The organism is Actinomycetospora sp. CA-053990, assembly GCF_050948445.1.
Taxonomy (GTDB): domain Bacteria; phylum Actinomycetota; class Actinomycetes; order Mycobacteriales; family Pseudonocardiaceae; genus Actinomycetospora; species Actinomycetospora callitridis.
Window position 1 is genome coordinate 2996237 of the sequence record NZ_CP192043.1, and the last position, 22903, is coordinate 3019139.

The window sequence follows — 22903 nt, forward strand, 5'->3', positions numbered from 1 at the left end:
GACGCGATCTCATGAGCCTCACATCGGCCCGGGGACAGGCTCGGGGCCATGGACCTGACGTCGATGCTCCACGCCGTGACCGGACCGTGGACCTACGGCCTCGTGGCACTCCTCGCGGCCCTCGAGTCCGCGGCCTTCGTCGGTCTCTTGTTCCCGGGGGAGACCGTGATGCTCCTGGGCGGGGTGCTGGCGTCCCTCGGGCAGGCCGACCTGACGGGCATGGTGCTGGCCGCATGCGTCGGCGCCGTCGCCGGCGACCAGGTCGGCTACGGCCTGGGACGGGCGCTGGGGCCCTCGCTGCGCTCCGGGCGCCTCGGAGCCTGGGTCGGCCACGAGCGCTGGGCCGCCGCCGAGGACCTCGTGGCGCGCCGGGGCGGGCCCGCGGTCTTCGTCGGGCGCTGGATCGGGTTCCTGCGGGCCGTGGTCCCCGCGGCGGCCGGGGCGGTCGGGGTCCCCCGACCGGTGTTCCTCGCCTGGAACGCCGTCGGCGGGGTGCTGTGGGCGACCACGGTCGTCGGCGCCGGGTTCCTCGCCGGGACGTCGTGGCCGGCGGTCCAGCACGCGCTGGGCGTCGGCGCCCTCGCCGGTGGAGCGATCGTCGCCGCCGGCGTCGCCGGACTGGTGATGTGGCGCCGCCGTCGGGCCGCGGGAGCGCGGGATCCGTGGCGCCCGGGCCGCATCGTCGTCGCTCTCGGGTGGGGAGCCGGGGTCGCTCTGGCCGTCGCCGTCGGTGAACTGTCGGACGAGGTCACCGACCACACTGGCGTGACGGGCTTCGACCCCGCGGTGCTCGCCTGGGTCGTCGCCCATCGCACCCCGGGACTCACCGCCGCCGCCGACGTGATCGGTGTCGTGGCCGGGGGCCTCGCGATGGCGGCGCTCGGCCTCCTCGTGGTCGCCGTGCTCGCGCACCGGCGGCGCTGGCGGGAGGCCCGCCTCGTCGCGGGCGTGACCCTCGGCGCCGGCCTGCTCGTCGAGATCCTCGAACTCGTGGTCGACCGACCTCGTCCACCGGAGACTGTCCGGCTCGCCGTGGAGACGAACTCGTCGTTCCCGTCCGGCCACACCGTCGTCGCCTCCGCGGTCCTCGGCGTCCTCGCCGTGCTGCTCGCGCGGCGCTCCGGGGCGGTGGCCCGGGTCGTCCTCCCGGCGGCGGCCGCCGCCGTCGCTGTCCTGGTCGGGCTCAGCCGGCTCTACCTCGGGGTCCACTGGGCGAGCGATGTGCTCGGCGCCTGGATGGTCGGAGGATGCTGGCTGGTCCTCTGCCTCACAGCGGAGGCGCACCTGGCCGCCGCGCGCACCCGGCCGGACGAGGTGCCGTCCGAACTCGTTCCTACAGAACTGTAGGTTGTCGCGACGATGAGCTGGTTCGAAGCAATCGTGCTGGGCCTGGTGCAGGGCCTGACGGAGTTCCTCCCGATCTCGTCATCGGCGCATCTGCGGATCACGTCGGCGTTCTTCTTCGGCCACGACGCGGGGGCGGCGTTCACCGCGGTCTCGCAGCTCGGCACGGAGACCGCGGTCCTGATCTACTTCTGGTCCGACATCTCGCGCCTGCTGCGGGCGTGGTTCGCCGGGCTGCGCGACCGGGGCGCGCGGGGCTACGACTACCGCCTCGCCTGGTACGTGATCCTCGGCTCGATCCCCATCGGGGTGTTCGGGCTGCTCTTCAAGTCCGCGATCGAGGGCCCGGCCCGCAACCTCTACCTCAACGCCACCGTGCTGATCGTCTTCGCCCTGGTGCTGGCCGCGGCCGAGCGCTACGGGCCGCAGCGGCGCGGCCCCGACCAGCTGACGCTGCGCGACGGACTGCTCATGGGCCTCGCCCAGTGCCTGGCCCTCGTGCCCGGGGTCTCGCGGTCGGGCGGGACGATCAGTGCCGGCCTCGCGCTCGGTCTCACGAGGCCCGTCGCGGTCCGGTTCTCGTTCCTGCTGGCGCTGCCCGCCGTGCTGGCCTCGGGCCTCTACTCGCTCAAGGACGTCACCGAGCCGGTGGCGCCCGGCCAGGTGGTCGCGTCGCCGCTGCAGATCACGGTGGCGACGATCATCGCGCTTGCCGTGGGGTACGCGACGATCGCCTGGCTGCTGCGCTTCGTGGAGAACCACACGATCTACGTGTTCGTCTGGTACCGCGTCCTGCTCGGGCTCTTCGTCCTCGTCGCCGTCTCGAGCGGGTTCGTGGCCGCCGTGTGAGTCGACGGGAGGGAGCGCCGTGATCGTGGACGTCGACGCGCTCGTGCGGCTGGTGGTCGCCCTCGTCCTGCTCCTGCTGCTCCTCACCGTCGTGCTGCGTCTGGGCGGCGTGCGCCTCGGGTGGGCCCCGATCACCGCGGTCCTGCGCGGCGCCGTCCAACTGACCCTCGTCGGGCTCGCGCTGGGCGGTGTGTTCGCGGCGCCCCCGCTGACCGCCGTCGTCCTGCTGGTGATGATCAGCACCGCCACCTGGACCGCCACCCGACGTCTCCAGGGGCTGGAGGGCGCGGGTCGCGCCGTGGTCGTGTCGTGCGTGGCCGGAGCGGCCGCGACGCTCGGGATCGTGTTCGCCGTCGGCGTGCTGCCGTTCTCCGCGCGCTATCTCGTCGCGGCCGGCGGCATCGTCATCGGCGGCACGATGACCGGCGCGACACTGGCCGGGCGCGGCCTGCTCAGCGGTCTGCGGGCCCGCCGGGACGAGGTCGAGGCGTGGTTGGCGCTCGGGGCGACGTCGCGCCAGGCGGCGCGCGACGTCGCCCGCACCGCGGCGGGCGAGGCCCTGGTGCCGGCCATGGACCAGACCCGCACCACGGGCCTGGTGACCCTGCCCGGCGCGTTCATCGGGGCGCTGCTCGGCGGCGCGAGCCCCCTCGACGCCGCCCGCTTCCAGCTGGTCGTGCTGGTCGCCCTGCTCGCCGCGCAGGCGATCGTGGCTGTCCTGCTGACCTTCCAGCTCGGCGCCCCCAGCCCGCTGCCTGGAGACCCACCGGCACGGCGGTGACCGGTTACGGCGAGCTCGTCGTGCCGGCGGCGGTGACGGCCAGGAAGTCGCGCTGGTCGGGCTCGAGGTAGCGCACCGGGCCGGCGTGCATGCCGGGCAGGAGCCGCGATCCCCGGCCCGAGGAGGCGGCCTGGCCCGGGCGGTACTTCAGGAAACCGACCGTCTGCGAATGGATGTCGAGCTGCATGCCACGGACGATCCCGGCCGCGGTCATCGCCTGGGCCAGCCCGGAGAGGGATATCTGGTCGGCGGCCACGTAGACGAGGTTGCCGCCGGCGTCGAGGCCGAGCCCGGAGCGCCACGTGTACTGGAGCTGGTTGCGGGAGGTGCCCCAGGCCGAGGTGCGGTTCGCGTCGAGTCCGGGGACCGGGGCGCCGCCGTCCACGACGAGCGCGAGGTTCTGCCGCACGGCCGCGACGTCCGGCCCGGAGCGGACGTCGCGGCCCCACTGGCCGATCGTGATCCGCCCGGACGTGTCGATCACCAGGGAGGCGGCGCCGTCGACGAGAGGGCGGATCTCGCGGCCGTTGACGGCGTAGCCGCCCCGGGCGTCCTTGAGCCTGAACCCGGAGTTGAAGGTCGCCAGGAGGTCGGGGCGCAGCGAGGTCGGGACCTGGCCGCCCGCCTCGTCGGCGGGCGCCGCGGTTCCGGGCGGCACGGGCTCGATCGTGCCCGCGATCAGGTGGCTGCTGATCAGCGACCTGTTCATCCAGGCCACACCCGCGATGACGCTCGGCGCGGTCGGGTCGGGCCGGAAGTACCCGGTGTACAGGGGGTGGTCGGCGCCGACGACCTGGGCCGACGGAACCCACTGGGCCTCGCCCGGCAGGGCGCCGCTCGCGGTCACGGGCAGCGGGGTGGGCAGCACCCCGGTGGCTCCCGCCGACGACGCGACGCGCGGGAGGCTGGCGGGGTCGGGGGCGGCGCCGGTGGGGCGGTTGCGGGAGTAGACCCAGTACTCCACCAGGTCGACGACCGGTCCGGCGCCGTGGTCGCGGAGCCACTCCACGGTGCGGACGGACACGGGCGCCGACCCCGGTGCGGCGAGGGCCCGGCCGTAGGAGAACTCCACCGGCACCAGGAGCAGCGCCAGTACGGTCGCGACGATCACGAGCCGGCTCGGACGGCGGGGCCTGCGGTGCGGGCCCGGCGGCTCGGGGGACGGGCGGTTCGGGGCGGTGTCGAGCATGCCCACGAGATTCGGGAATCACCGATGTGACCGTGATGTGTGCGGTCCGCGCCGCCGGTGATCACGATGGCGGCGCACATCGTCCTCACATCGCCGGGCTGGGAACCTTGCTCCCGAGGGACAGCTCCAGCGTGACTCTGGCGCCCCCGGCCTCGCTGTTGGCGGCGTTCACCCGCCCCTGGTGGGCTCTCACGATCGTCTCGACGATGGCCAGCCCCAGGCCGCTCCCGCCGTCCGCCCGGGCTCGGGCGGTGTCGGCGCGGCGGAACCTCTCGAAGGCGTGCGGCAGGAAGTCCTCGGGGAACCCGGGACCCTGGTCCGTGACCTCGATCCGCGCCACCCCGTCTGCCGGGGTGGACAGCGTCACGAGCACGATGCCGTGCTCGGGGGAGTGGCGGACGGCGTTGGCGAGCACGTTGTCGAGGGCCTGCCGGAGCCGGTCCGGGTCGGCGTTCAGCTCGAGCCGGTCGGGCCCCTCCACGACGATGTCGATGTCCCGCGCGCCGGACCGGGCGGAGGCCCCCCGGGCGGCCGCGGCCGCGACGGTCGTCACGTCCATCGGCACCGTGCGCAGGAAGGGTCGGTCGCCCTCGGCGCGGGCGAGCAGGAGCAGGTCCTCGGCGAGCCGGATCAGCCGCTCGGTCTCCTGGGTCGCCGAGGTCACGGCGAGGCGCAGCTCGTCGGCGTTGCGGCCCGGGCGGGCGGCGAGCTCCAGCTCCGCGCGCAGCGTCGCCAGGGGGGTGCGGAGCTCGTGACCCGCGTCCGCGACGAAGCCGCGTTGGAGCTCCAGGGAGTCCCGGAGCCGGTCGAGCAGCCCGTTCATCGTCCGGGCCAGTGCGGCGATCTCGTCGCGGGTGGCGGGCACGGCGAGGTGGGCCCCGTCGTCGTGTTCGCTGAGCTCCGCGGTCTGGCGTCGCATGCGCTCTACGGGGCGCAACGCCGCGCCGGCGAGCCACCAGGCGCCGAGCCCCGCGATGAGCACCGTCGGCGGCCCCAGGAACAGGAACCCCTGCTCGACCCGCTCGTCGGCGGCCTCCGCGATGTCGGTCCCGGTGCCCACGATGAGGATCTCGTCGGCCGTGCCGGGCAGGATCGCGGCGAGGTAGCGGGTCGAGTCGTCGCCCTCGGCGACGGTGAACCGCAATGGCCGCGACCCGCCGTGGCGCCGCGCCAGGACGTCCCTCCGGGCGGCCGCGCCGAGGACGGGCGCGCCGGCGACCTCCGGGGAGCTCGCGACGATGGCGCCGTCCGCGGTCAGGACCTGGATCGGCTCCTCGTCCTGGTTCAGGCGCAGCGCGCCCGGCCCGCCGAGCGCGTACTGGTCGGCGAGCACGGCCGCCCGACTCTGCAGGGAGGTGTCGAGGGTTGCCTCGAGGCTCGCGCGCAGCTGCAGGAGGAAAACGAAGGCGACGGCACCGACGAGGGCGGCGGTCGCCAGGGCGAAGAGCAGGCCGAGCCTCACCCGCAGCGGCATGGTCCCACCCCCAGGGGTCGCTCGTCCGCGATCATTCCGTGCGCGCGGCGCGGTGGTCGACGGCGGGGGAGCGCAGGCGGTACCCGGCGCCCCGCACGGTCTCGATCTGCTCGACGCCGTAGGGGCGGTCGACCTTGCGGCGCAGGTAGGACACGTACTGGTCGATCACGTTGGAGACGCCGTCGTAGGCGAAGTCCCACACGTGCTCGAGGATCGTCGTGCGGGACAGCACCTCGTCGGGGTGGCGCAGGAACAGCTCGAGCAGCGCGAACTCCTTGGTCGACAGCACGAGCTCGTGCTCGCCCCGCCACGCGCGCCGGGAGGCGGGATCCAGCGCGAGGTCACCGACGCGCAGGACCGTCGGACGGTCGCCGCCGCCGCGGCGGATGAGGGCACGCACCCGCGCGGCGAGCTCGCCGAAGCTGAAGGGCTTGGTCAGGTAGTCGTCGGCGCCCACGTCGAGCCCGCGAATGCGGTCGGTGACCTCGTCGCGGGCGGTCAGCATGAGGATCGGCGCCCACCGGCCGTCCTCCCGCAGCTTCCGGCACACCTCGAAGCCGTCGGCGCCGGGCAGCATCACGTCGAGCAGCACCGCGTCGTAGGGGAACTCGCCGGCCTGCCAGATGGCGTCCGTGCCGGTGGCGGCCACGTCGACGGCGTAGCCGTCCTCCTCGAGGCCGCGCTTGATCAACGCGGCCATCCGCACCTCGTCCTCGACCACCAGCACGCGCATGAGGTCACGGTAGGACGACGAACATGTCCGCCGGATGAGAGAGACGTCAGTCCCGTGCGCCCAGGTAGCGCCGCCGCAGGCCGGCCACGTCGGGCAGGCGTCCGGGATCGAGCTCGGGCATCGGCTCGCCGACGGCCCGGCGCAGCAGGTGGTCGGCGAGCAGCGGGTTCCGGGCCAGCACGGGCCCGTGCAGATAGGTGGCCACGATCCCCGGACCCTCCGGGTCCTGCGCTGCGGTGGCGGACAGCGCGCCCTCGTCCTGTCCCGACGGATCGTTCGCCGGCCCCCGCTCGCGACGGGCGAGCGGCCAGGCCCCCGGCCCGAGCCGGCTGACCCCGCGGTGGTTGTGGAAGCCGGTCAGACGCCCCACCCCGGGCAGCCCCGACCGGCTGACCGCCTCGCCGACCTGGCGGCGCGCCGCGGCGCGGGTGGTGAGGTCGAGAAGACCGAGGCCCTCCCGGGTGACCCCCGCGGCATCCGTGGTCCGGTGACCGAGCAGCTGGAGCCCGGCGCAGACCGCGACGACCACGGCGTCCTCGGCCGCGTCGGCGAGCACCGCGCGGTGGCGCGCGAGCCAGCCCGCGGCCGCGTCCTGCGCGGCGTCCTCGCCGCCGCCGAGCAGGTAGAGCCGGCAGTCGGTGGGAGGGGCCGCCCCGCTCGGGACCGGCACGATCCGCGCGGCGAGCCCGCGCCAGCGCAACCGCTGAGCCAGGACGTGCGCGTTGCCGGCGTCGGAGTAGGTGTCGAGCAGGTCCGGCAGCAGGACCGCGATGCCGACCTCGCTGTCAGCGGCCACGGCCGGCCCCCACGAGCTCCCGGGACGCGGCGGGCGCAGTGAGGCGCGCGCGCAGGTCGGTGAACGCGGTGTAGGTCGCCAGCACGTCGACGTCCCCGTCCGGCAGGCGGTCGAGGGCGACGAGGGGGTCGGGCTCGGTGTCGTGGGCGATCTCGGCGTACCCGAGCCGGACGCCGAGGTCGGCCGCGCGGTCGCCGGCGGCCACGACGAGTCGCCCGGCCAGGGGACCGGTCTCGAGGTCCCAGAGCCAGGAGACGTCACGGCCGTCGGCCTCGCGGGCGTTGATCGCGACAACCACGGGCCGGCCGGGGACGAGGACGTCGACGGCCTCCCGCCATCCCGCGGGGTTCTTCACCAGCAGCACCCGGACCCGTCGCCCGTGGTGGACGACGACGCCGTAGCGGCCCGCCACATCCCGCAGCGCGCCGAGTCGCGGCGCCGCACGGTCCATCGGCGTCCCGAGGGAGTCCGCCGCGGCGAGCGCCATCACCGCGTTACCGAGGTTCGCCCGACCCGGCAGGTGCAGCGGCAGCGCCACCGGCGGAACGAAGCGGTGGCCGACGGTCGCGCCGTCCACGGTCTCCTGCCACCACCACGCGGGGTCGGGGCGCCGCAGGCCGCAGCCGCTGCACGACCAGGGTCCGTCGTGCGGTCTGTCCAGGAGGGCACCGCACGCAGGGCACACCCGGGTGTCGCCGTCCCACCCGCCGCCGGCCGCGACCCAGACCACCCGCTCCCGGGCGGCGCCGACCGTCCACACCACCATCGGGTCGTCGGCGTTGGCCACGACGACGGTGCCCGGGTGAGCGGTCACGGTGCGGTGGACCGTCTCCGCCACCGCCCGGACCTCGGAGACCCGGTCGAGCTGGTCCCGGCTCAGGTTGAGCACCACCACGACCGCGGGTCGCACCGCACGGAGGATCTCCCCGAGATGGAGCTCGTCGACCTCCAGCGCGGCCAGTCGCGCCGTCGGCGCCGCGAGGAGGGCGCTCACCGCACCGTCGGTCATGTTCGAGCCGGCGGCGTTGTGGGCGATCGGTCCCAGCCCATCGGGACCACCGAGTGCTGCGACCACCAGGTGGGTGGTCGTCGTCTTGCCGTTCGTCCCGGTCACGACCACGGTGCGCCGGCCGGCGGCCAGCGCGGACAGGACGTCCGGCCGGAGGCCGAGCGCCACACGCCCGGCGATGACGGAGCCGGCGCCGATCCCGAGGCGGCGCGAGGTGCGGGCCGCCAGACGTCCCGCGCCGGTGGCCAGGCGCAGAGGGATGCGGACGCGGAGGGCGTGCGATACGGGGGACACTCGGCGACGGTGCGCCGGGGTCGATGAGACGTCGATGTGAGAGCCCGGCTCTCATCGCACTGACATGTCCACCGAGAACGCTCGTCCCATGACCCTGTCCCGTACGTCCGAACCCGCCGATCCGGTGCCACCGGTGCGCCCGGTCCCGGCGGCGTCCCCGGTGCTCATAGCGGTCGTCGTGACCCTGGTGGCCCTGGGAGCCTTCCTGGCCCTGTGGGCGACGCTGGTGTCGACGCCCTTCCTCGCGGCCTTCGACACGGCCGTGGTGACGGAGATCGCGGCGCACCGACCGGCTGGCCTCACCGCCGTGATGGTGGTCGTCACCGATCTCGGGAGCCCGACCGCGATGATCACGCTGCTCGTGGTCGTCGCGCTGGTGCTGGGTCTGCGACGGCGCTCGTGGCACCCGGTGTCCTTCGGGCTGGGCGGGCTGGCTGCGGTCCTGGTCGTCGATGTCGGCATGAAGCTCGTCGTGGTACGCCCGCGACCGCCGCTCGAGCTCCGGGCCGTGGCCGCGAGCGGGTTCTCGTTCCCATCGGGACACGCCCTGGTCTCGGCGGGTGTCCTGCTGCTGATCGCCCACCTCGTGCTCGCACACCACCACCGCCACCTCGTCGCCGCGACGCTCGGCGGTGGACTCGCCATCGTCGCGGTCGGGGTCTCGCGGGTTGTGCTCGGCGTGCACTACCCGAGCGACGTCCTCGCCGGCTGGTGCCTCGCGGTGGTGGCGGTCGGGGCGGTGGTCGTCGTCGACCTGGTGGTCGCGCGGCGGCGGGACGGCCTCAGCGGGGAGGTTCCTCGGAGGCCCTTCGACGGTTCCTGACGATCTCGATGGCCAGCGGGAGCAGGGACACGACGACGATCACGGCGATGACGGGGAGCAGGTACTGGTCGACGCCGGGGATCGAGGCCCCGAGGACGTAGCCGGCCACGGTGAGCAGGACGCTCCAGAGGAGCCCGCCGACCACCTGCCACAGCGTGAAGGTCCGGGTCGGGACGCCGAGCGCCCCGGCCAGCGGGTTGAGCACCGTGCGCACGATCGGGACGAAGCGGGCGAGGACGATCGCCTTGCCGTGGCCGTACCGGGCGAGATACCCCTCGGCCTGTGCGGCGCCCTCGTGGAGCCGGCGCGAGCGCGATCGGGACATCAGCGCCGGCCCGGCACGCCGGCCGATCACGAAACCGGTCTGGGCGCCGAGCAGGGCCCCGGCCACCGCCGCGACGAGGACCCACGGCAACGACAGGTGCAGCGGCGCCGTGACGCTGGTGCTCGCCAGCAGGCCCGCAGTGAAGAGCAGCGAGTCCCCCGGCAGGAAGAACCCGATCAGCAGCCCGGTCTCGGCGAACAGGACCAGGAACACGCCCAGGGTGCCGAGACTCGAGAGCCACGACGTCGCGCTGAGCGGGTTGAATGCGAGCAGCACCGGCGGCCACCTCCCTCGCATTCCGACCCTACAGACGTGTAGGAGGTGACCCCGATCGACGGAGGAGCGGACGTGGTGGACGGCGGCGGCGAGGGAGCGCGGCGCCCGCGCGGGACGCTCGAGGCGGCGGTGCTCGAGGTCCTCTGGGCGTCGGGCACCCCGATGACACCGTCGGAGGTGCAGGTGGCCGTCGGCGGCGACCTCGCCTACACGACCGTGCAGACGATCCTCACGAGGCTGCACGAGAAGGGCTCGCTGCGCCGGAGCCGGGCCGGTCGCGCGCACGCCTACGAGCCCGTGAGCGACGAGCCGGGCCTCGCCGCCCGCCGGATGCGCCGGGTGCTCGACCAGCGGCTCGACCGCGACACGGTGCTCGCGCGTTTCGTCGACGACCTCTCCGACGACGACGAACAGCTCCTGCGGCGGCTGCTGGGTGAGTGACATGACTCTGGCCGTCTACGTTCCTCTGCTGGTGTCCCTCGCTGTGATCGCCCGCGGCTCCGCGGGCACGGCGCGCTCTCTGCCGGATCACCTGCACCCGCGCACGGCGCTCGTGCTCCTGGGTGGCGGCACCGTCCTCGTCGCCGCGGCGAGCACGACGTCGCTGGCGCTGCTCGTGGCGGCGGCGATCGCGCAGATTCCTCAGGTCGCCCGGATCGGCGAGTGGTCGCCGGACGTGCTCGCGCTGCACCAGCCCTGGGCGATCCCGATCGGGGCGCTCGCGGCGCTCGTCCTCGCCGCCCTGCTGGTGCGGGCGACGGTCACCGTGGCCGGGCTCGTGCGGCGCTACCGGCTCGTGGTCCGTGACCTGCCCGCCGACCCGCGGTCCGCCGCCGACGTCGTCGTCGTCGTCGATCCCATGCCGTACGCCGTGGCCCAGCCGCGCCTTGGCCGGCGACCGGGGCACGTCGTCGTCAGCAGCGGCATGCTCGACGGGCTTCGCGACGACGAACGCGGCGCACTGGTCGCCCACGAGCGGGCCCACATCGCCAAGCACCACCACGTGGTCCTGGGCCTGGCCGCGATCGCCGAGGCCCTCAACCCGCTGCTGGCGCCCTGGGGTCGGGCCGTCGCGTACGCGGCCGAGCGCTGCGCCGACGAGGAGGCCGTGCGGTCGGTGGGGGACCGGGGTGTCGTCGCGCGCGCGGTCGGTCACGCGGCGCTCCTGGTGCACCGGGCCGGTCCCGCCATGCCGGCGTGGGGTCCGGGCATGACCTCGGGACCCGTGCCGCGGCGGGTCGGGGCCCTGCTCGTCCCGCCGCCGACCCGGTCACGGCGTCTCGGTCTGGTCGCGGCCCTGCTCGTCCTCGCCGCCGCGGTCGCCCTCGGGGCGACGTTGGACGCCGGCCTCGACCTCCACGGCCTCCTGGAGACGGCCGAGTACGGCGACTGACGACTCATCGTCGGCACATCCGTCGCGAGCACCGTCGTGGCGGTGTCCCGAATCCGCGTGAGGCCCGCGCACGGCGTCGTGGTCGCCGCCCTGGTGCTCCTGCTCACCGGGTGCGGTGGCCGTCCTCCGGTGGCGCCGACTGCGACCGGATGCGCCCCGGTGGAGATCGCCTTCGCCCGGGGGACGAGCCAACCACCAGGCCTCGGCCGGATCGGGGACGCCTTCGCCCGGGCCGTCGTCGCCGCGATGCCGCCGGGCACCGTCCGCGCCCGGGGCGTGGAGTACCCGGCCGCGGGCGACCAGGACGTCGGGTCCGGTGTCGTCGACGTCGTGGAGCACACGCGGGCGGTGGTGGCCGCGTGTCCCGGCACGGTGTTCGTCCTGGGCGGCTACTCGCAGGGCGCCGTGCTGATCTCGGCGGCTCTCGGGCTGCCCGCCGGCGACCGGTCCCGGGGGCTGCCGGTCCTCGACGCCGCGGTCGTCGCGCGCACCGCGGCGGTGGTGGTGTTCGGCAATCCGCTCGGGTCCCGCGGCACCACCCTCGAGACCGCACCGAGCGCGGTGCGCGACCGTGCGCTGGACCTCTGCACCACCGGCGACGCCATCTGCGGTCGTCGCGGGCCCCTGCTCGGGACACACCGCTCCTACGACGAGGGCGCCACCGACCGGGCCGCCGCTTTCGCCGTCGGCCATCTGACGTCGACGCCCTTCCGGTGAGAGCTGCTCACATCACTGTCACATCGAACGCTGCCGATCGTGTGCGCCATGACGACCCACCAGGCGCTCGCAACGCGGCGCGTGATGCTGAACAAGGTCCCCGAGGTCACCGTCTACTTCTGGATCATCAAGGTGCTCTGCACGACGGTCGGGGAGACGGCGGCCGACTTCCTCAACATCGACCTCGGATTCGGCCTGACCGGCACCTCGATCGCGACCGGCGTGCTCCTCGCCCTGATCATGGTCCTGCAGTTCCGCGCCCCGCGGTACGTCCCGGGCCTGTACTGGACGGCTGTCGCGCTGGTCAGCGTCTTCGGCACGCTGGTCACCGACAACCTCACCGACAACATCGGCGTGCCGCTCCAGGCGAGCACGATCGGCTTCGCCGTGATCCTCGCGGGGATCTTCCTTGCCTGGTACGGCTCCGAGCGGACGCTCTCGATCCACTCGATCACGACCACACGGCGGGAGACGTTCTACTGGCTCGCCGTCCTCTTCACCTTCGCCCTGGGCACGGCCGCCGGCGACCTGATGGCGGAGGCCCTCAGCCTGGGGTATCTCGTCTCCCTGGCGATCGTCGCCGGTGTGATCGCCGTGATCGCGATCGCCTGGCGGATGGGGCTCCACCCGGTCCTGGCCTTCTGGATCATCTACGTGCTCACCCGGCCGCTCGGCGCCTCGCTGGGTGACCTGCTCGCGCAGACCCCCGACCACGGCGGGCTCGGCCTGGGCAGCACCGTGACCAGCGTGATCTTCCTCGTGGCCATCGTCGGCACGGTGATCTACCTCGCAGTGAGCCGGGCCGACGTCACCGAGCTCGTGACGGACGAGGACCCGGTCACCGGGCCGGTCCAGGTGCGGCCCCAGCGTGCGAGCGGGCTCGTGCAGACCGTGGTCGTGGTGGGCGTGCTGGTCGCCGCGGCCGGCGCCGGCTACGTCGCTCGCACCGCCGCCCTGCAGGACGCGAGCGCGCCCGCGGCGAGCGGTGCGGTCGCCCAGGGAAGTGCCGCGCCCGCGGCCGGCGCCCCCGCGACGGGACCGAACGCGTCCCTCGGGGATCTCTCGGAGTTCCGGACCATCACCCAGGACACGCTCGACCGTCTGAATGCCGGGGACCAGTCCGGGGCCACCACCCGCGTGACCGACCTCGAGACCGCCTGGGACCAGGCCCAGGGCCGGCTCGAGGCCCGCGACGACGCGGCCTGGACGCGCGTGGACACGAAAATCGACGACGTGCTCACGCAGCTGCGTGCGGGCACGCCGGACCCTGCCGCCGAACGCCAGGCGCTCACCGCCCTGCTCGCCGAGCTCGGCTGAGGTCGCGCGCTGCCCGGCGACAGGTGGATCGCGGGGCGGTGCAACCCGGGAAACGGCGCCGCCTCACGATGGCGTGGCGGGTCGACCAGGACACCCGCCGCGCCGAGGTGCGCGAGTCGTTCATCGATGCGGTTCTCGACGTCCTGGCCGAGCGGGGCCACCACGGCCTGAGCGAGGCCGTCGTGGCGCACCGGGCCGGACGGACGCCGGCGGCGCTCGTCCAGCGCTTCGGGACCGTCGGGACGCTGCTCGACGTCGCGTGGGCGGAGCGATGGCCCCGTCAGCGAAACGCATCTCCTCGGCTCACTGACGAACACGGGTACGGAACCCGGCGCTCGCCTGCGGCTCTTCGTCCTCGATCTCGCGGACCTCTTGCGCAGTGATCCACGCTCGGCGGCGTTCGCCCGCATCCTCTTCCTCGGCGGTGCGCTGCCCGACCCGTTCGCGTCGGAGGTCTCAACGTGGCGGGACTGGTGGAGGAGCGAGGTCGAGGCGACGTTCGAGCGCGGGCACACGATCGAGCCCGGGACGCGCCGGGTGTGGGTTGAGATCCTTGTCGGGGGGCTGGCGGCGAGAGCGGTACCGCCGACCGGCGAGGAGATTCGGGCGCTCGTGGACCGGGTGCTCGGATCGTAACGAGGCGCAAGCTAGTGGCCGTCCTGCAGAGCCTCCATCTGCACGATCTCGGTCTCCTGGGCGGCGACGAGCCGGCCGGCGAGCGCCATGGTCCCGGGATCGAGTCCCTCGGCGAGCTCGAGCTGAGCAGGTCGGGTCGCCGCACGATGGTGATCGATCATCAACTGGAGGAACAGGTGGTCGAACGCGGGCCCGCCGGTCGCCGCCAGCTGCTGCAACTGATCGTCGCTCAGCATCTCGCCCGGGACGGTCGTGCCGGGCTGGGGACGGCGTTCCCCCCAGTTGATCAACATCTGGTTCATCTGATCGATCTCGTGTTCCTGCTCCATGTCGATGCGTCCCGCCAGGGCCTTCACCTCCGGTGACGCAGCCCTCGACCCGACCTGACTGACCATGGCGACGCCCTGGATGCGCTGCGGGATCAACTCGCGCAGGAAGCGCACGTCCGCCGCGTTGTGGCCGGGACAGTGATCGACATTGTGGTCGAACCGTGGAGGGGGCTGCGCCGCCGCACTGGCGCCGCAGCCGCCGAGCACCACGGCGAGGGCCGCTCCGGTGACGGCGAGGCCGAGGCGCGCCCTCGAGCACGGCGCCGCGGACGGCCCGCGGGAGTGGAACATCGGCAGAGTGTGTGCGGCTCCAGATGTCACGACGATGAGGAGCGCGGCCGGGCGGCCGCTCGACGCGGCCCCTCAGATCGCGTAGTCGGTCGAGGTTTCCGTGGCGTAGCGCGACTGGGTGGCGGCGATGTCGTCGGTCGGTCGGTCGGTCGTCGGACGGCCGGTCCCGGCCCACCATGGTCCTCGACGCGATGCAGCATCGGCGAAGGTCGCGGAGCGCACCCCACCAAGACGAGGCAGGTCGATCAGTTCGCCGTATCGATCAGGGTGCCAGCCGTCGAGTGTCGGGTGGAGCCGAAGGTCCAGGCGTGGCCGATGCCCGGGCGCCGTGCTCAGCTCACGGTCGGCTGAAGTGTTCAGCTCCGGTTGGCTACGGCGATCTCGCTGTCGTGTCGGGCATAGAGCGCGGCCATCGCCTCGGGGTCCGGCGGGCCGTCGCCGCCCATGAGGGTGTAGATGTCTTCGACGAGCTGGATCGCCCCGGGCGTGGTGATCACAAGAATCTTGGCGGGCATGTCGGCCGGGTTGTCGAAACCATGTGGCACCCCGCGCGGGATGAACACACACGATCCGGCGGGACAGTCCCTGGTCTGTCCATCGAGGGTGAATGCCACCGACCCGTCGAGGACGTAGAAGGCCTCGTCGTAGACGCGATGCACGTGCGGCGGTGGTCCGTCGAACGACGGCGGCAACGCGGACTCGAACATCGCGAAGTCACCGCCGTCCCCGAGTTCGACCTTGACGTTGATCCCCGGGCCGAACGACCGACCGCCGCCGGGTGCAAGAGCATGTGCTGACACCGCAGCCACCTCCCCAAGATTGAGTACACCGCGGCTGGGATGAACTGACTGATACTGTCCTCAATATGGGAGGGCCGGTCAAGGGGCGGCGGCGTACCTACCGGTCGGTGGTGCGCACGGAGCAGATGCACAACACCCGACGGCGCGCCATCGACGCCGCCCGGCGGCTGTTCCTCGAGCGGGGATACGCCGGCACGACGATCGCGGCGGTCGCCGAAGAGGCCGAGATATCCCCCGAGACGATCTACTCCTCGCTCAAGGGCAAGAGCGGCCTACTCGAGGGCGTGATCGAGGCGGCGATCATGGGACCGGAAGGTGCGGTCAGCGAACAACAGCGATGGCTCGAGTCCGTCGCCCGTCTGCCGAGCCCACGCCAGCGGCTGCGAGGCTGGGTCGATGCCAGTTGTCACACGCTGGCGCGCACCAGCCCGATCCACGCCGTGATCCGCGCCGCGGCCGACCGGGAACCCTTCGCGGTCGCGCTGCGGGAACGACTGCTTCAACGCCGGCTCGCCCAGGTCACCGCCCTCGCCGCGGACTTCCTCCACGGCGCCCTACGCCCGGGAATCTCGGGCGAGGACGCCGGACACCGCTACGCGGCACTACTCAGCCCGGAGATGTATCACCTGTGCACCGCAGACCTAGGCTGGACACCACAGCGCTTCCAGACATGGGCGACACAGCTACTGGAAACCGATCTACTCGACGAGAGCACCGACGCTGAACAACGCTGACCCCGCGCGCACCGCACAACGCGGTCGTCCTACCGGCCGTCACTCCGCATCGAAGCGGCCGCCGAGTGCCACGCAATTCACTGCCGGCGGCAGCTGTCGTTTAAGCGTCGTCCCGCACGGCCGCCGCGCTGACCAGCCTCAGAAATGCATGAGCGGTTGCAGTGAACGGCGGGCAGGAGGCCTAGATGATGCCCGGTCACGCCTCCTCGCCACACCGGGCAGCGGCCGCAGCGACGCGACCGGCAAACTGGCTCCCTATCGGGTCCACTGCGTCCACCCGCCGCGAGCGCGGTCACGACACCTAAGGCCTTGGCCTAAGCGATGATCGCCGGCGGTGGAGTCTGCGCTACCTCCCGATTGCGCCGTGGTGCGGACTAACGGCTAACGGCGGTTCGTGGTGCGGTCAGAGGAGGTTGCTGTCGTTGGCGGACTGCTGCGATCTCCCAATCCGCATTCATACCGGACGAGTCGCGAGTGCAGTTAGCGTCGAGTGTGTCGGAGCGGTAGTTGCCGAAGAGGTTCTTGCTGAGGGGGCCTCGGGCCTTGACCTCGATGCCTTCCTCGTTGGCCCATGCCCGGATGCGTTCGCGCTCGTCGCTGGTGAGTCCGTCCGGGCCCAGACGCGGGGCCGACGAGTCGGTTGTGGCCGGTGAGGGATCTGGGGTCGGCTCCTCGCTCGCCTGCGAGGTAGCGACGGGCGTGGTCGTGCTGGTTGGGGCGCCGGGGCTGGGGAGGCCAGTCGGGTCGCCACGGTGGAACGCGTCGCTGACGGCGCCGGGATGCGACCGCGCGTGGAGATCGGGTGCCCGTGGCGGCTCGCCGGGGTGTCGAGGCGACGCTCTATTACCTGCACTGCGAACGACGGCAGCGGGAGGAGCCTCAGGGCCGCGTCGCTCTTGCCCTCATGTCTGGTGAGGCCCTTGCCCTTGACCCATACGAGGTTCTCGGCGACCGCGAGCACCGGGACTCGCACCTCTCCGGCGCTGGTGCGCACCACGGCACCCTCGAGGTCGATGTCGAGCCGGCGGATGGCAAGACCTTCTCCGATGCGGAGACCGGTGCCGAGGAAGAAGCGAACGAGGTCAGGGAGCTCGGCCCGACGTGCCAGGCGCTGCAGGCGGTGGACGGTCGGGTCGGGCGACGAGGAGTCAAGCCACTCGAGCAGGGCCCGACGTTCGTCGACAGTGAGTCCACGCGGGCCAGCCCTCCGCTTCCCGCGGGTCTGCTCGATGCGTTCGATCTCGCGAGCCGGGTTGCTGTCGATCGCACCGTGGATGACCGCTTGCTGCATGACGCCGACGACCACCGTTCGCACGCTGCGGCGGGTGTTGGCGGAGTACCTCTCGCTCAGCGCGTCGAAGTAGCGGTCGAGCTGCGCGACGGTGCACTCCCGCAGTCGGAGCGCACCGAGCGCGGGCAGGACGTAGTTGTCGAGCCGGGCTCGGTACTCGACCAGGGTCGTGTCCTCGCGCTTGCGGGCGATCTTGGCGAGGTAGAGCTCGGCGGCCTCGGCGAAGGTCGCGCCGGGGGAGAGGCCGCCTGCTCGGGAGGTGCCTCTCTGACGCTCCTCGATCGCCTTGTGGAGCTCGGCTCGGGCGGCAGACTTGGAAGCCCCGTGCTTGCGCAGTCGGCGAGTGACACCGTCGTGTCCCCGGAATCGGCAACGAGCGACCCAGACCCCCGGACCTTCTTGGTTGACGGTGATCGAGCCAGGTGTTCCGAGAGCCAGGGGCGGTCGAGCCGTGTGTCCACCGAGCCGGGTCAGACGAGTAAGCGGCCCGTCAACGGACCACAGGGCCGGCTCCGTGCCTCACGGCAAGCCTGTGACCCGCCACGAAGAGTGCCCCCGGTGGGACTCGAACCCACACCGGACGGATTTTGAGTCCGCTGCCTCTGCCGATTGGGCTACGGGGGCGTGTTACGGCATCCACAGGAGAAAAGCGTCACCGTCGGTGGGTCACCGTAGTCGAGGTATCGTCCCTGAATCGAAACGGCCTGCCCGAACCGGTCGTCACGGCCCTGTGCCGGACCGGCGGGCGGGACCGCCGCCCGGGGTCGACGCAGCGTCGCGCGTGCTGGGGTGGCGCGACGACGCGCATCGAGAGGGAGCCGCACATGAGCCAGTCGGCCGACATCGTCACCGAGACCGACATCGAGGCCGCCGCCGCTCCGGAGGCCGAGGCCGCGCCCGCCGGGCTGCGGGTGGTCGTCGCCGAGGACGAGGCGCTCATCCGTCTCGATCTCGTGGAGATGCTGCGCGAGGAGGGGTACGACGTCGTCGGCGAGGCCGGCGACGGCGAGGAGGCCGTGCGCCTCGCCCGCGAGCTCCGCCCGAACCTGATCATGATGGACATCAAGATGCCCGGCACCGACGGGCTCGAGGCCGCGCGCACGATCGCGGGGGAGCGCCTCGCCCCCGTCGTCATGCTCACGGCGTTCAGCCAGCGCGAGCTCGTCGAGTCCGCCCGCGATGCCGGCGCCATGGCCTACCTGGTCAAGCCGTTCTCCAAGACCGACGTGGTCCCGGCGATCGAGCTCGCGGCCTCCCGGTACGCCGAGGTCGCCGCGCTCGAGGCCGAGGTCGCGGGTCTCACCGACCGTCTCGAGACCCGCAAGGCCGTCGAGCGCGCCAAGGGCCTGCTGATGGCCAAGAAGAAGATGACCGAGCCCGACGCCTTCCGCTGGATCCAGCGCACGGCGATGGATCGGCGCACCACCATGCGGGCGGTCGCCGACGCCGTCGTCGAGACCTTCGGCTGACGTCACCCAGCGTGAGCGCGGCCTGTGGGTGACCAGCCGTCACCTGCTCGGGTCGCGCCGCGCTGATCAGCGCGGATGGGCCGTGACGGTCCCCGTCGCGGTCGTCGCCCGGCCGTGACCTACCGTGGACTCCCGCCACGTATCGAGGTCGGACACGGCAGGGGTTGAAACGAGTGGGCGCGCGAGGACGTCGGGGAGGCCGGGAGACGGAGCGCAGCGGAGCTCGACCCACGGTGGCTGTCGCGGCGCTCGTCGCGACCCTCGCGCTGGTGGTCGCCGGCTGCGGGGGATCCGGCGGCTCGTCGGGCGACGGCGGCGACTGCGACACCAGCCGCGGCACGCTGGTCGTCGGGCTCATCGCGCCGCTGTCGGGCGAGCTGGCGTCGGTCGGTGTCGGCATGAAGAACTCGGCGGACGTCGCGATCAACCAGGCCAACGCCCGCTGCGCCGTGCCGGGCTACCACCTGGCCGTGCAGAGCCAGGACGACCGCGCGGACCCCGCGGTCGGCGCGGCCGCCGCGGCGACACTCGCCCGCGACCCGTCCCTGATCGGCGTCCTCGGTCCGTTCAACTCGTCGGTGGCCCAGGCCGTGCAGCCCGTCCTCGGCGAGGCCGGCGTCGTCCAGGTCTCCCCGGGCAGCACGGCGACGAGCCTGACCCGCGGCGCGAACGCCGTCACCGCACCCCTGCGCCAGTACCAGACCTTCTTCCGCACCGTGGCGACCGACGCCGTCCAGGGCCCGGCCGCGGCCACCTACCTGTCGCGCACCGAGAACAAGCGCCGCGTCGCGGTGGTGTCCGACGGCAAGACCTACGGCGACGGCATCGCCGAGGAGTTCGCCAAGCAGCTGGCGACCCAGGGCGGCCAGGTCGTCGCGCGCGTCCGGGCACCGGTGGGGACGCCGCGCGCCCAGGTCGTGTCGACCGTGGCCGCCGCCCGACCCGACGCCGTGTTCTACGGCGGCGAGTACCCGGAGGGCGGCCCGCTGTCGGCGGCGCTCGCCGCCGGGGGCGTGAGCGTGCCGGTCGTGGGTGGCGACGGCATCGTCAACCCCGGCTACGTCACGGCGGGTGGTCGCGAGGGTGACCTCGGCACCTCCGTCGGCCCTCCGCCCGAGACGCTGCCGGCCGCCCGCGAGTTCGTCGACGCGTACCGCCGCGCGGGCTATCCGGAGAGCATCGGCTCGTACGGGGCGTTCACGTTCGACGCGGCGAACGTCCTCGTCGACTCCGCCGTGCGGAGCCTCGCCGAGGACGGCGAGTGGACGCCGGCGTTGCGCCCGGAGATGGTGCGCGCGGTGCAGGGATTCCACGGCGACGGCATCACGGGGCCGCTCTCGTTCGACCGTTTCGGGGACGTCAGCACCGATGCGGTGACCGTGTACCGCGTCCAGCAGGGGCGGTGGGCGGTCGTCGGCCCTGCCGACTGAGCCACCCGGCCCTGCCCGCCTGCGTCCACGGAGCGGATCTCTGGACCGGTTCGGACGTTACGGTCCGGATACGACAGCGCATGCGCTTGCGTCCGAGACCTCACACGCCTATACCTTCCACACCCGACCGGGCGAGCGGTGATCACGCGACCCCGACGTGAACTGTGACGGAGGTGGACGTGATCCGACGACGGATCGCAGCCGTGGGTGCGCTCGCGGCAGCGGTGGCGCTGGTCCTCAGTGGCTGCGCCAACCAGGGGGGAGGCGAGCAGCAGGGCGGCGGTCCCGCGGCCGGGGCACCGTCCCAGCCCACCGACGCCGCGCTGCCCGCCGGCAACGGCCAGGGGCGCTGCGCTCCCGGGACGTCCATCGGCTACGCCGGCACCATCGCGGGCCAGAACGCCGCTCTCGGCATCGCCATCGTCAACGCCGCGCAGCTCGCGGTCGACCAGCACAACGCGGCGAACCCGAACTGCCAGGTCACGCTGGTGCGCGCCGACACCGGCGGCACGCCGGACACCGCGGTGGGCCCGACCACCGGTCTGATCAACAACCCGGCGGTCCTGGGTATCGTGGGCCTGCCGTTCTCCGGTGAGTCCCGCGCCATGGGCCCGGCCCTCAACGCGGCCGGCCTCGTCAACATCACCCCGTCGGCGACCAACCCCGGCCTGACGCAGAACGGGTGGACGAACTTCTTCCGCGGCCTGGGCAACGACGCCGTCCAGGGCCCGGCCGTCGCCGGGTACATCCAGAACCGCCTCAACGCCCAGAACGTCTGCGTCATCAAGGACGACTCGGACTACGGCATCGGGCTCGCGGGCACGGTCACGCAGGCCCTCGGCCCGCGCGCGAGCTGCCAGATCGACGTCAAGACCAACCAGCGCGAGTTCTCGGCGATCATCGGTCAGGTCCAGCAGGCCAACCCGCAGGCGATCTTCTACGCGGGCTACTACCAGGAGGCCGCGCCGCTGATCCAGCAGCTGCGTGACGCCGGCGTGCAGACCACGTTCATCGGCCCCGACGGCGTGAAGGACGAGCAGTACGTCGTCAACGCGGCCGGGTCCGCCGACGGCAGCCTCCTGTCCTGCCCGTGCGTCCCGCAGGAGGGGTTCACGGACTTCACGAACGCCTACCGTCAGGCCTTCGGCGTCCCGCCGCAGACCTACTCGGCGGAGTCGTACGACGTCACCACGATCCTGCTGCGCGGCATCGACCAGGGTGCCGCCGACCGCGCCGCGCTCCTGAACTTCGTGCGCAGCTACCAGGGCCAGGGGCTCACCAAGCGGTTCGCGTGGAGCCCGACCGGCGAGCTCACGAACACCCCGGTCTGGATGTACCGGGTGCAGGGCAACCAGATCGTCACCGACACCCAGATCGGCTGACCGACCCGTCTGACACCCTCGGCCGCGTCCCCGCGCAGCGTCGCGCGGGGGCGCGGCCGTCGGGTGTCGGACCCCTAGTGGCGGACCCTCTGTGGCACCCGACGCCACGCTGATCGACACTGCCCAACCGGCACCCCTCCGTGCCCGCCCCGGCGGGCGCCCGACGCACCCGGGGAGCGCGTCATCCCGACTTCCGTCCTCGACCTGGCCGTGGCGCACGCCGCGCCGCTGGTCGTGCACGCCGAGCCCTGGATCAACTTCGACGTCGGTCTGCTCGCCGACCGCTTCTGGGCGAACACGATCAACGGGCTCGCCTACGGCAGCGTCTACGCGCTCATCGCGCTGGGCTACACCCTCGTGTACGGCGTGCTCCAGCTGATCAACTTCGCGCACTCCGAGATCTTCGTGATCGGGGTGTTCGCGACCTACCTGACGTTCATCAGCCTCGGCTTCGAGCCCGGCGCGATCCCGAACCTGCCGATCGCGGCGATCATCCTCGACCTGATCCTCGCCGGGCTCGTGGCGATGGCGGTGTCCGGCCTCGCCGCCGTCGGCCTGGAACGGGTGGCCTACCGACCACTGCGACGGCGCAACGCACCGCGCCTCGCGTTCCTCATCACCGCGATCGGCGCCTCGTTCGCCATCCAGCAGGTCATCCGCATCTGGCGGGGGTCGAACCCCGAGGGCACGATCCGCCTGCTGCCGCCCCAGCCGGTCTTCACGATCTTCGGCGCCCCGATCACGAACCTGCAGATCGTCATCATCCTGGCGTCGCTCGCGATGTTCGTCGTCGCCGACCAGTTCGTGAACCGCAGCCGCCTCGGACGCGGCATCCGCGCCGTCGCGCAGGACCCGGCGACGGCGACGCTGATGGGCGTCAACCGCGAGCGGGTCATCATGATCACGTTCGCCGTCGGCGGCATCCTCGCCGGCGTCGCGGCGCTCTTCTACCTCATGACGATCCCCCAGGGCGCGGTCTACAACGGCGGCTTCCTGCTGGGCATCAAGGCGTTCACCGCGGCGGTGCTGGGCGGGATCGGCAACCTGCGGGGCGCCCTGCTCGGCGGGCTGATCCTCGGCGTCGTCGAGAACTACGGGCAGAGCCTGTTCGGCGGCGACTGGCGCGACGTCGTCGCGTTCGTGCTGCTGGTGCTCATCCTGATGTTCCGGCCGACGGGCATCCTGGGCGAGTCGTTGGCGAGGTCCCGCGCATGAGGGAAC

At 72.9% G+C, this 22903-nt stretch carries 22 protein-coding genes and 1 tRNA gene; 13 read left to right on the forward strand and 10 right to left on the reverse strand.

Translation table 11 applies throughout. The annotated features are described in order from the left end of the window. Positions 1 to 48: 48 nt before the first annotated feature. From ACQPYN_RS15470 to ACQPYN_RS15480, 3 genes are read left to right on the forward strand one after another with little or no spacing between them, the layout of a single operon-like run. Positions 49 to 1347: a bifunctional DedA family/phosphatase PAP2 family protein gene (locus ACQPYN_RS15470; protein WP_433038354.1), complete on the forward strand. Its 1299-nt coding sequence runs from the start codon at positions 49 to 51 to the stop codon at positions 1345 to 1347. Positions 1348 to 1359: 12 nt separating this feature from the next. Then, positions 1360 to 2193, forward strand: a complete 834-nt coding sequence (locus ACQPYN_RS15475; protein WP_433038356.1) for an undecaprenyl-diphosphate phosphatase — start codon at positions 1360 to 1362, stop codon at positions 2191 to 2193. Between the two features lie 19 nt (positions 2194 to 2212). After that, entirely contained in the window at positions 2213 to 2974 is a 762-nt protein-coding gene (locus ACQPYN_RS15480) for an ABC transporter permease (RefSeq protein ID WP_433038358.1), read from the forward strand. A 4-nt stretch (positions 2975 to 2978) separates the two neighbouring features. Here ACQPYN_RS15480 and ACQPYN_RS15485 read toward each other — a convergent pair whose 3' ends face one another. The 5 genes from ACQPYN_RS15485 to ACQPYN_RS15505 all read right to left on the reverse strand — a co-directional run bounded on the left by ACQPYN_RS15485 (position 2979) and on the right by ACQPYN_RS15505 (position 8469). Further along, positions 2979 to 4163: a hypothetical protein gene (locus ACQPYN_RS15485; protein WP_433038360.1), complete on the reverse strand. Its 1185-nt coding sequence runs from the start codon at positions 4161 to 4163 to the stop codon at positions 2979 to 2981. 85 nt (positions 4164 to 4248) lie between these two features. Continuing rightward, positions 4249 to 5637, reverse strand: a complete 1389-nt coding sequence (locus ACQPYN_RS15490; RefSeq protein ID WP_433038362.1) for a sensor histidine kinase — start codon at positions 5635 to 5637, stop codon at positions 4249 to 4251. 31 nt (positions 5638 to 5668) lie between these two features. Further along, entirely contained in the window at positions 5669 to 6370 is a 702-nt protein-coding gene (locus ACQPYN_RS15495) for a response regulator transcription factor (protein WP_433038364.1), read from the reverse strand. Between the two features lie 46 nt (positions 6371 to 6416). Then, on the reverse strand, positions 6417 to 7166 hold the full coding sequence (locus ACQPYN_RS15500; RefSeq protein WP_433038366.1) for a glutamine amidotransferase: 750 nt from the start codon (positions 7164 to 7166) through the stop codon (positions 6417 to 6419). Then, a complete protein-coding gene (locus tag ACQPYN_RS15505; RefSeq protein ID WP_433038368.1) occupies positions 7156 to 8469 on the reverse strand; it encodes a MurT ligase domain-containing protein in 1314 nt (437 codons plus the stop codon). The genes ACQPYN_RS15500 and ACQPYN_RS15505 overlap by 11 nt, the downstream gene beginning before the upstream one ends. An 88-nt stretch (positions 8470 to 8557) precedes the next feature. On the opposite strand from ACQPYN_RS15505, the gene ACQPYN_RS15510 reads away from it, so the two are divergent. Then, the gene (locus tag ACQPYN_RS15510) at positions 8558 to 9292 is read left to right on the forward strand and encodes a phosphatase PAP2 family protein (RefSeq protein ID WP_433038370.1); all 735 of its coding nucleotides are present in this window, start codon (positions 8558 to 8560) and stop codon (positions 9290 to 9292) included. On the opposite strand, the gene ACQPYN_RS15515 is transcribed toward ACQPYN_RS15510, so the two are convergent. After that, positions 9252 to 9893, reverse strand: coding sequence for a DedA family protein (locus ACQPYN_RS15515; RefSeq protein ID WP_433038372.1), 642 nt, complete (start codon positions 9891 to 9893; stop codon positions 9252 to 9254). The two genes, ACQPYN_RS15510 and ACQPYN_RS15515, sit on opposite strands and share 41 nt — an antisense overlap. Before the next feature lie 45 nt (positions 9894 to 9938). On the opposite strand from ACQPYN_RS15515, the gene ACQPYN_RS15520 reads away from it, so the two are divergent. The 4 genes from ACQPYN_RS15520 to ACQPYN_RS15535 are packed head-to-tail and all read left to right on the forward strand — an operon-like array spanning position 9939 to position 13320. Beyond that, positions 9939 to 10334: a BlaI/MecI/CopY family transcriptional regulator gene (locus ACQPYN_RS15520; RefSeq protein ID WP_433038374.1), complete on the forward strand. Its 396-nt coding sequence runs from the start codon at positions 9939 to 9941 to the stop codon at positions 10332 to 10334. A 31-nt stretch (positions 10335 to 10365) separates the two neighbouring features. Continuing rightward, positions 10366 to 11286, forward strand: coding sequence for a M56 family metallopeptidase (locus ACQPYN_RS15525; RefSeq protein WP_433038376.1), 921 nt, complete (start codon positions 10366 to 10368; stop codon positions 11284 to 11286). Between the two features lie 42 nt (positions 11287 to 11328). Then, positions 11329 to 12003: a cutinase family protein gene (locus ACQPYN_RS15530; protein WP_433038378.1), complete on the forward strand. Its 675-nt coding sequence runs from the start codon at positions 11329 to 11331 to the stop codon at positions 12001 to 12003. A 48-nt stretch (positions 12004 to 12051) separates the two neighbouring features. Next, positions 12052 to 13320 (forward strand): COG4705 family protein, encoded by a 1269-nt coding sequence (locus ACQPYN_RS15535; RefSeq protein ID WP_433038380.1) that lies wholly within the window; start codon positions 12052 to 12054, stop codon positions 13318 to 13320. A 647-nt stretch (positions 13321 to 13967) separates the two neighbouring features. Here ACQPYN_RS15535 and ACQPYN_RS15540 read toward each other — a convergent pair. Both ACQPYN_RS15540 and ACQPYN_RS15545 read right to left on the reverse strand, forming a co-directional pair. Then, on the reverse strand, positions 13968 to 14495 hold the full coding sequence (locus ACQPYN_RS15540; protein ID WP_433038382.1) for a DUF305 domain-containing protein: 528 nt from the start codon (positions 14493 to 14495) through the stop codon (positions 13968 to 13970). Between the two features lie 437 nt (positions 14496 to 14932). Continuing rightward, on the reverse strand, positions 14933 to 15385 hold the full coding sequence (locus ACQPYN_RS15545; RefSeq protein ID WP_433038384.1) for a cupin domain-containing protein: 453 nt from the start codon (positions 15383 to 15385) through the stop codon (positions 14933 to 14935). Between the two features lie 98 nt (positions 15386 to 15483). On the opposite strand from ACQPYN_RS15545, the gene ACQPYN_RS15550 reads away from it, so the two are divergent. Then, positions 15484 to 16110 carry a TetR/AcrR family transcriptional regulator gene (locus tag ACQPYN_RS15550; RefSeq protein ID WP_433038385.1) on the forward strand — a complete coding sequence of 209 codons (627 nt, stop codon included), beginning with the start codon at positions 15484 to 15486 and terminating at the stop codon, positions 16108 to 16110. A gap of 454 nt (positions 16111 to 16564) precedes the next feature. Here ACQPYN_RS15550 and ACQPYN_RS15555 read toward each other — a convergent pair whose 3' ends face one another. Beyond that, positions 16565 to 17905, reverse strand: coding sequence for a tyrosine-type recombinase/integrase (locus ACQPYN_RS15555; protein ID WP_433038899.1), 1341 nt, complete (start codon positions 17903 to 17905; stop codon positions 16565 to 16567). Positions 17906 to 17951: 46 nt separating this feature from the next. Further along, positions 17952 to 18025: transfer RNA gene (locus ACQPYN_RS15560), tRNA-Leu, on the reverse strand. Between the two features lie 200 nt (positions 18026 to 18225). Here ACQPYN_RS15560 and ACQPYN_RS15565 point away from each other — a divergent pair. From ACQPYN_RS15565 to ACQPYN_RS15580, 4 genes are all read left to right on the forward strand, one after another. Beyond that, positions 18226 to 18870 (forward strand): ANTAR domain-containing response regulator, encoded by a 645-nt coding sequence (locus tag ACQPYN_RS15565; protein WP_328307834.1) that lies wholly within the window; start codon positions 18226 to 18228, stop codon positions 18868 to 18870. A 233-nt stretch (positions 18871 to 19103) separates the two neighbouring features. Beyond that, a complete protein-coding gene (locus ACQPYN_RS15570; protein WP_433038388.1) occupies positions 19104 to 20300 on the forward strand; it encodes a branched-chain amino acid ABC transporter substrate-binding protein in 1197 nt (398 codons plus the stop codon). Between the two features lie 203 nt (positions 20301 to 20503). Next, on the forward strand, positions 20504 to 21682 hold the full coding sequence (locus tag ACQPYN_RS15575) for a branched-chain amino acid ABC transporter substrate-binding protein (RefSeq protein WP_433038390.1): 1179 nt from the start codon (positions 20504 to 20506) through the stop codon (positions 21680 to 21682). Positions 21683 to 21892: 210 nt separating this feature from the next. Then, positions 21893 to 22897 (forward strand): branched-chain amino acid ABC transporter permease, encoded by a 1005-nt coding sequence (locus tag ACQPYN_RS15580; RefSeq protein ID WP_433038392.1) that lies wholly within the window; start codon positions 21893 to 21895, stop codon positions 22895 to 22897. Positions 22898 to 22903: the final 6 nt, after the last annotated feature.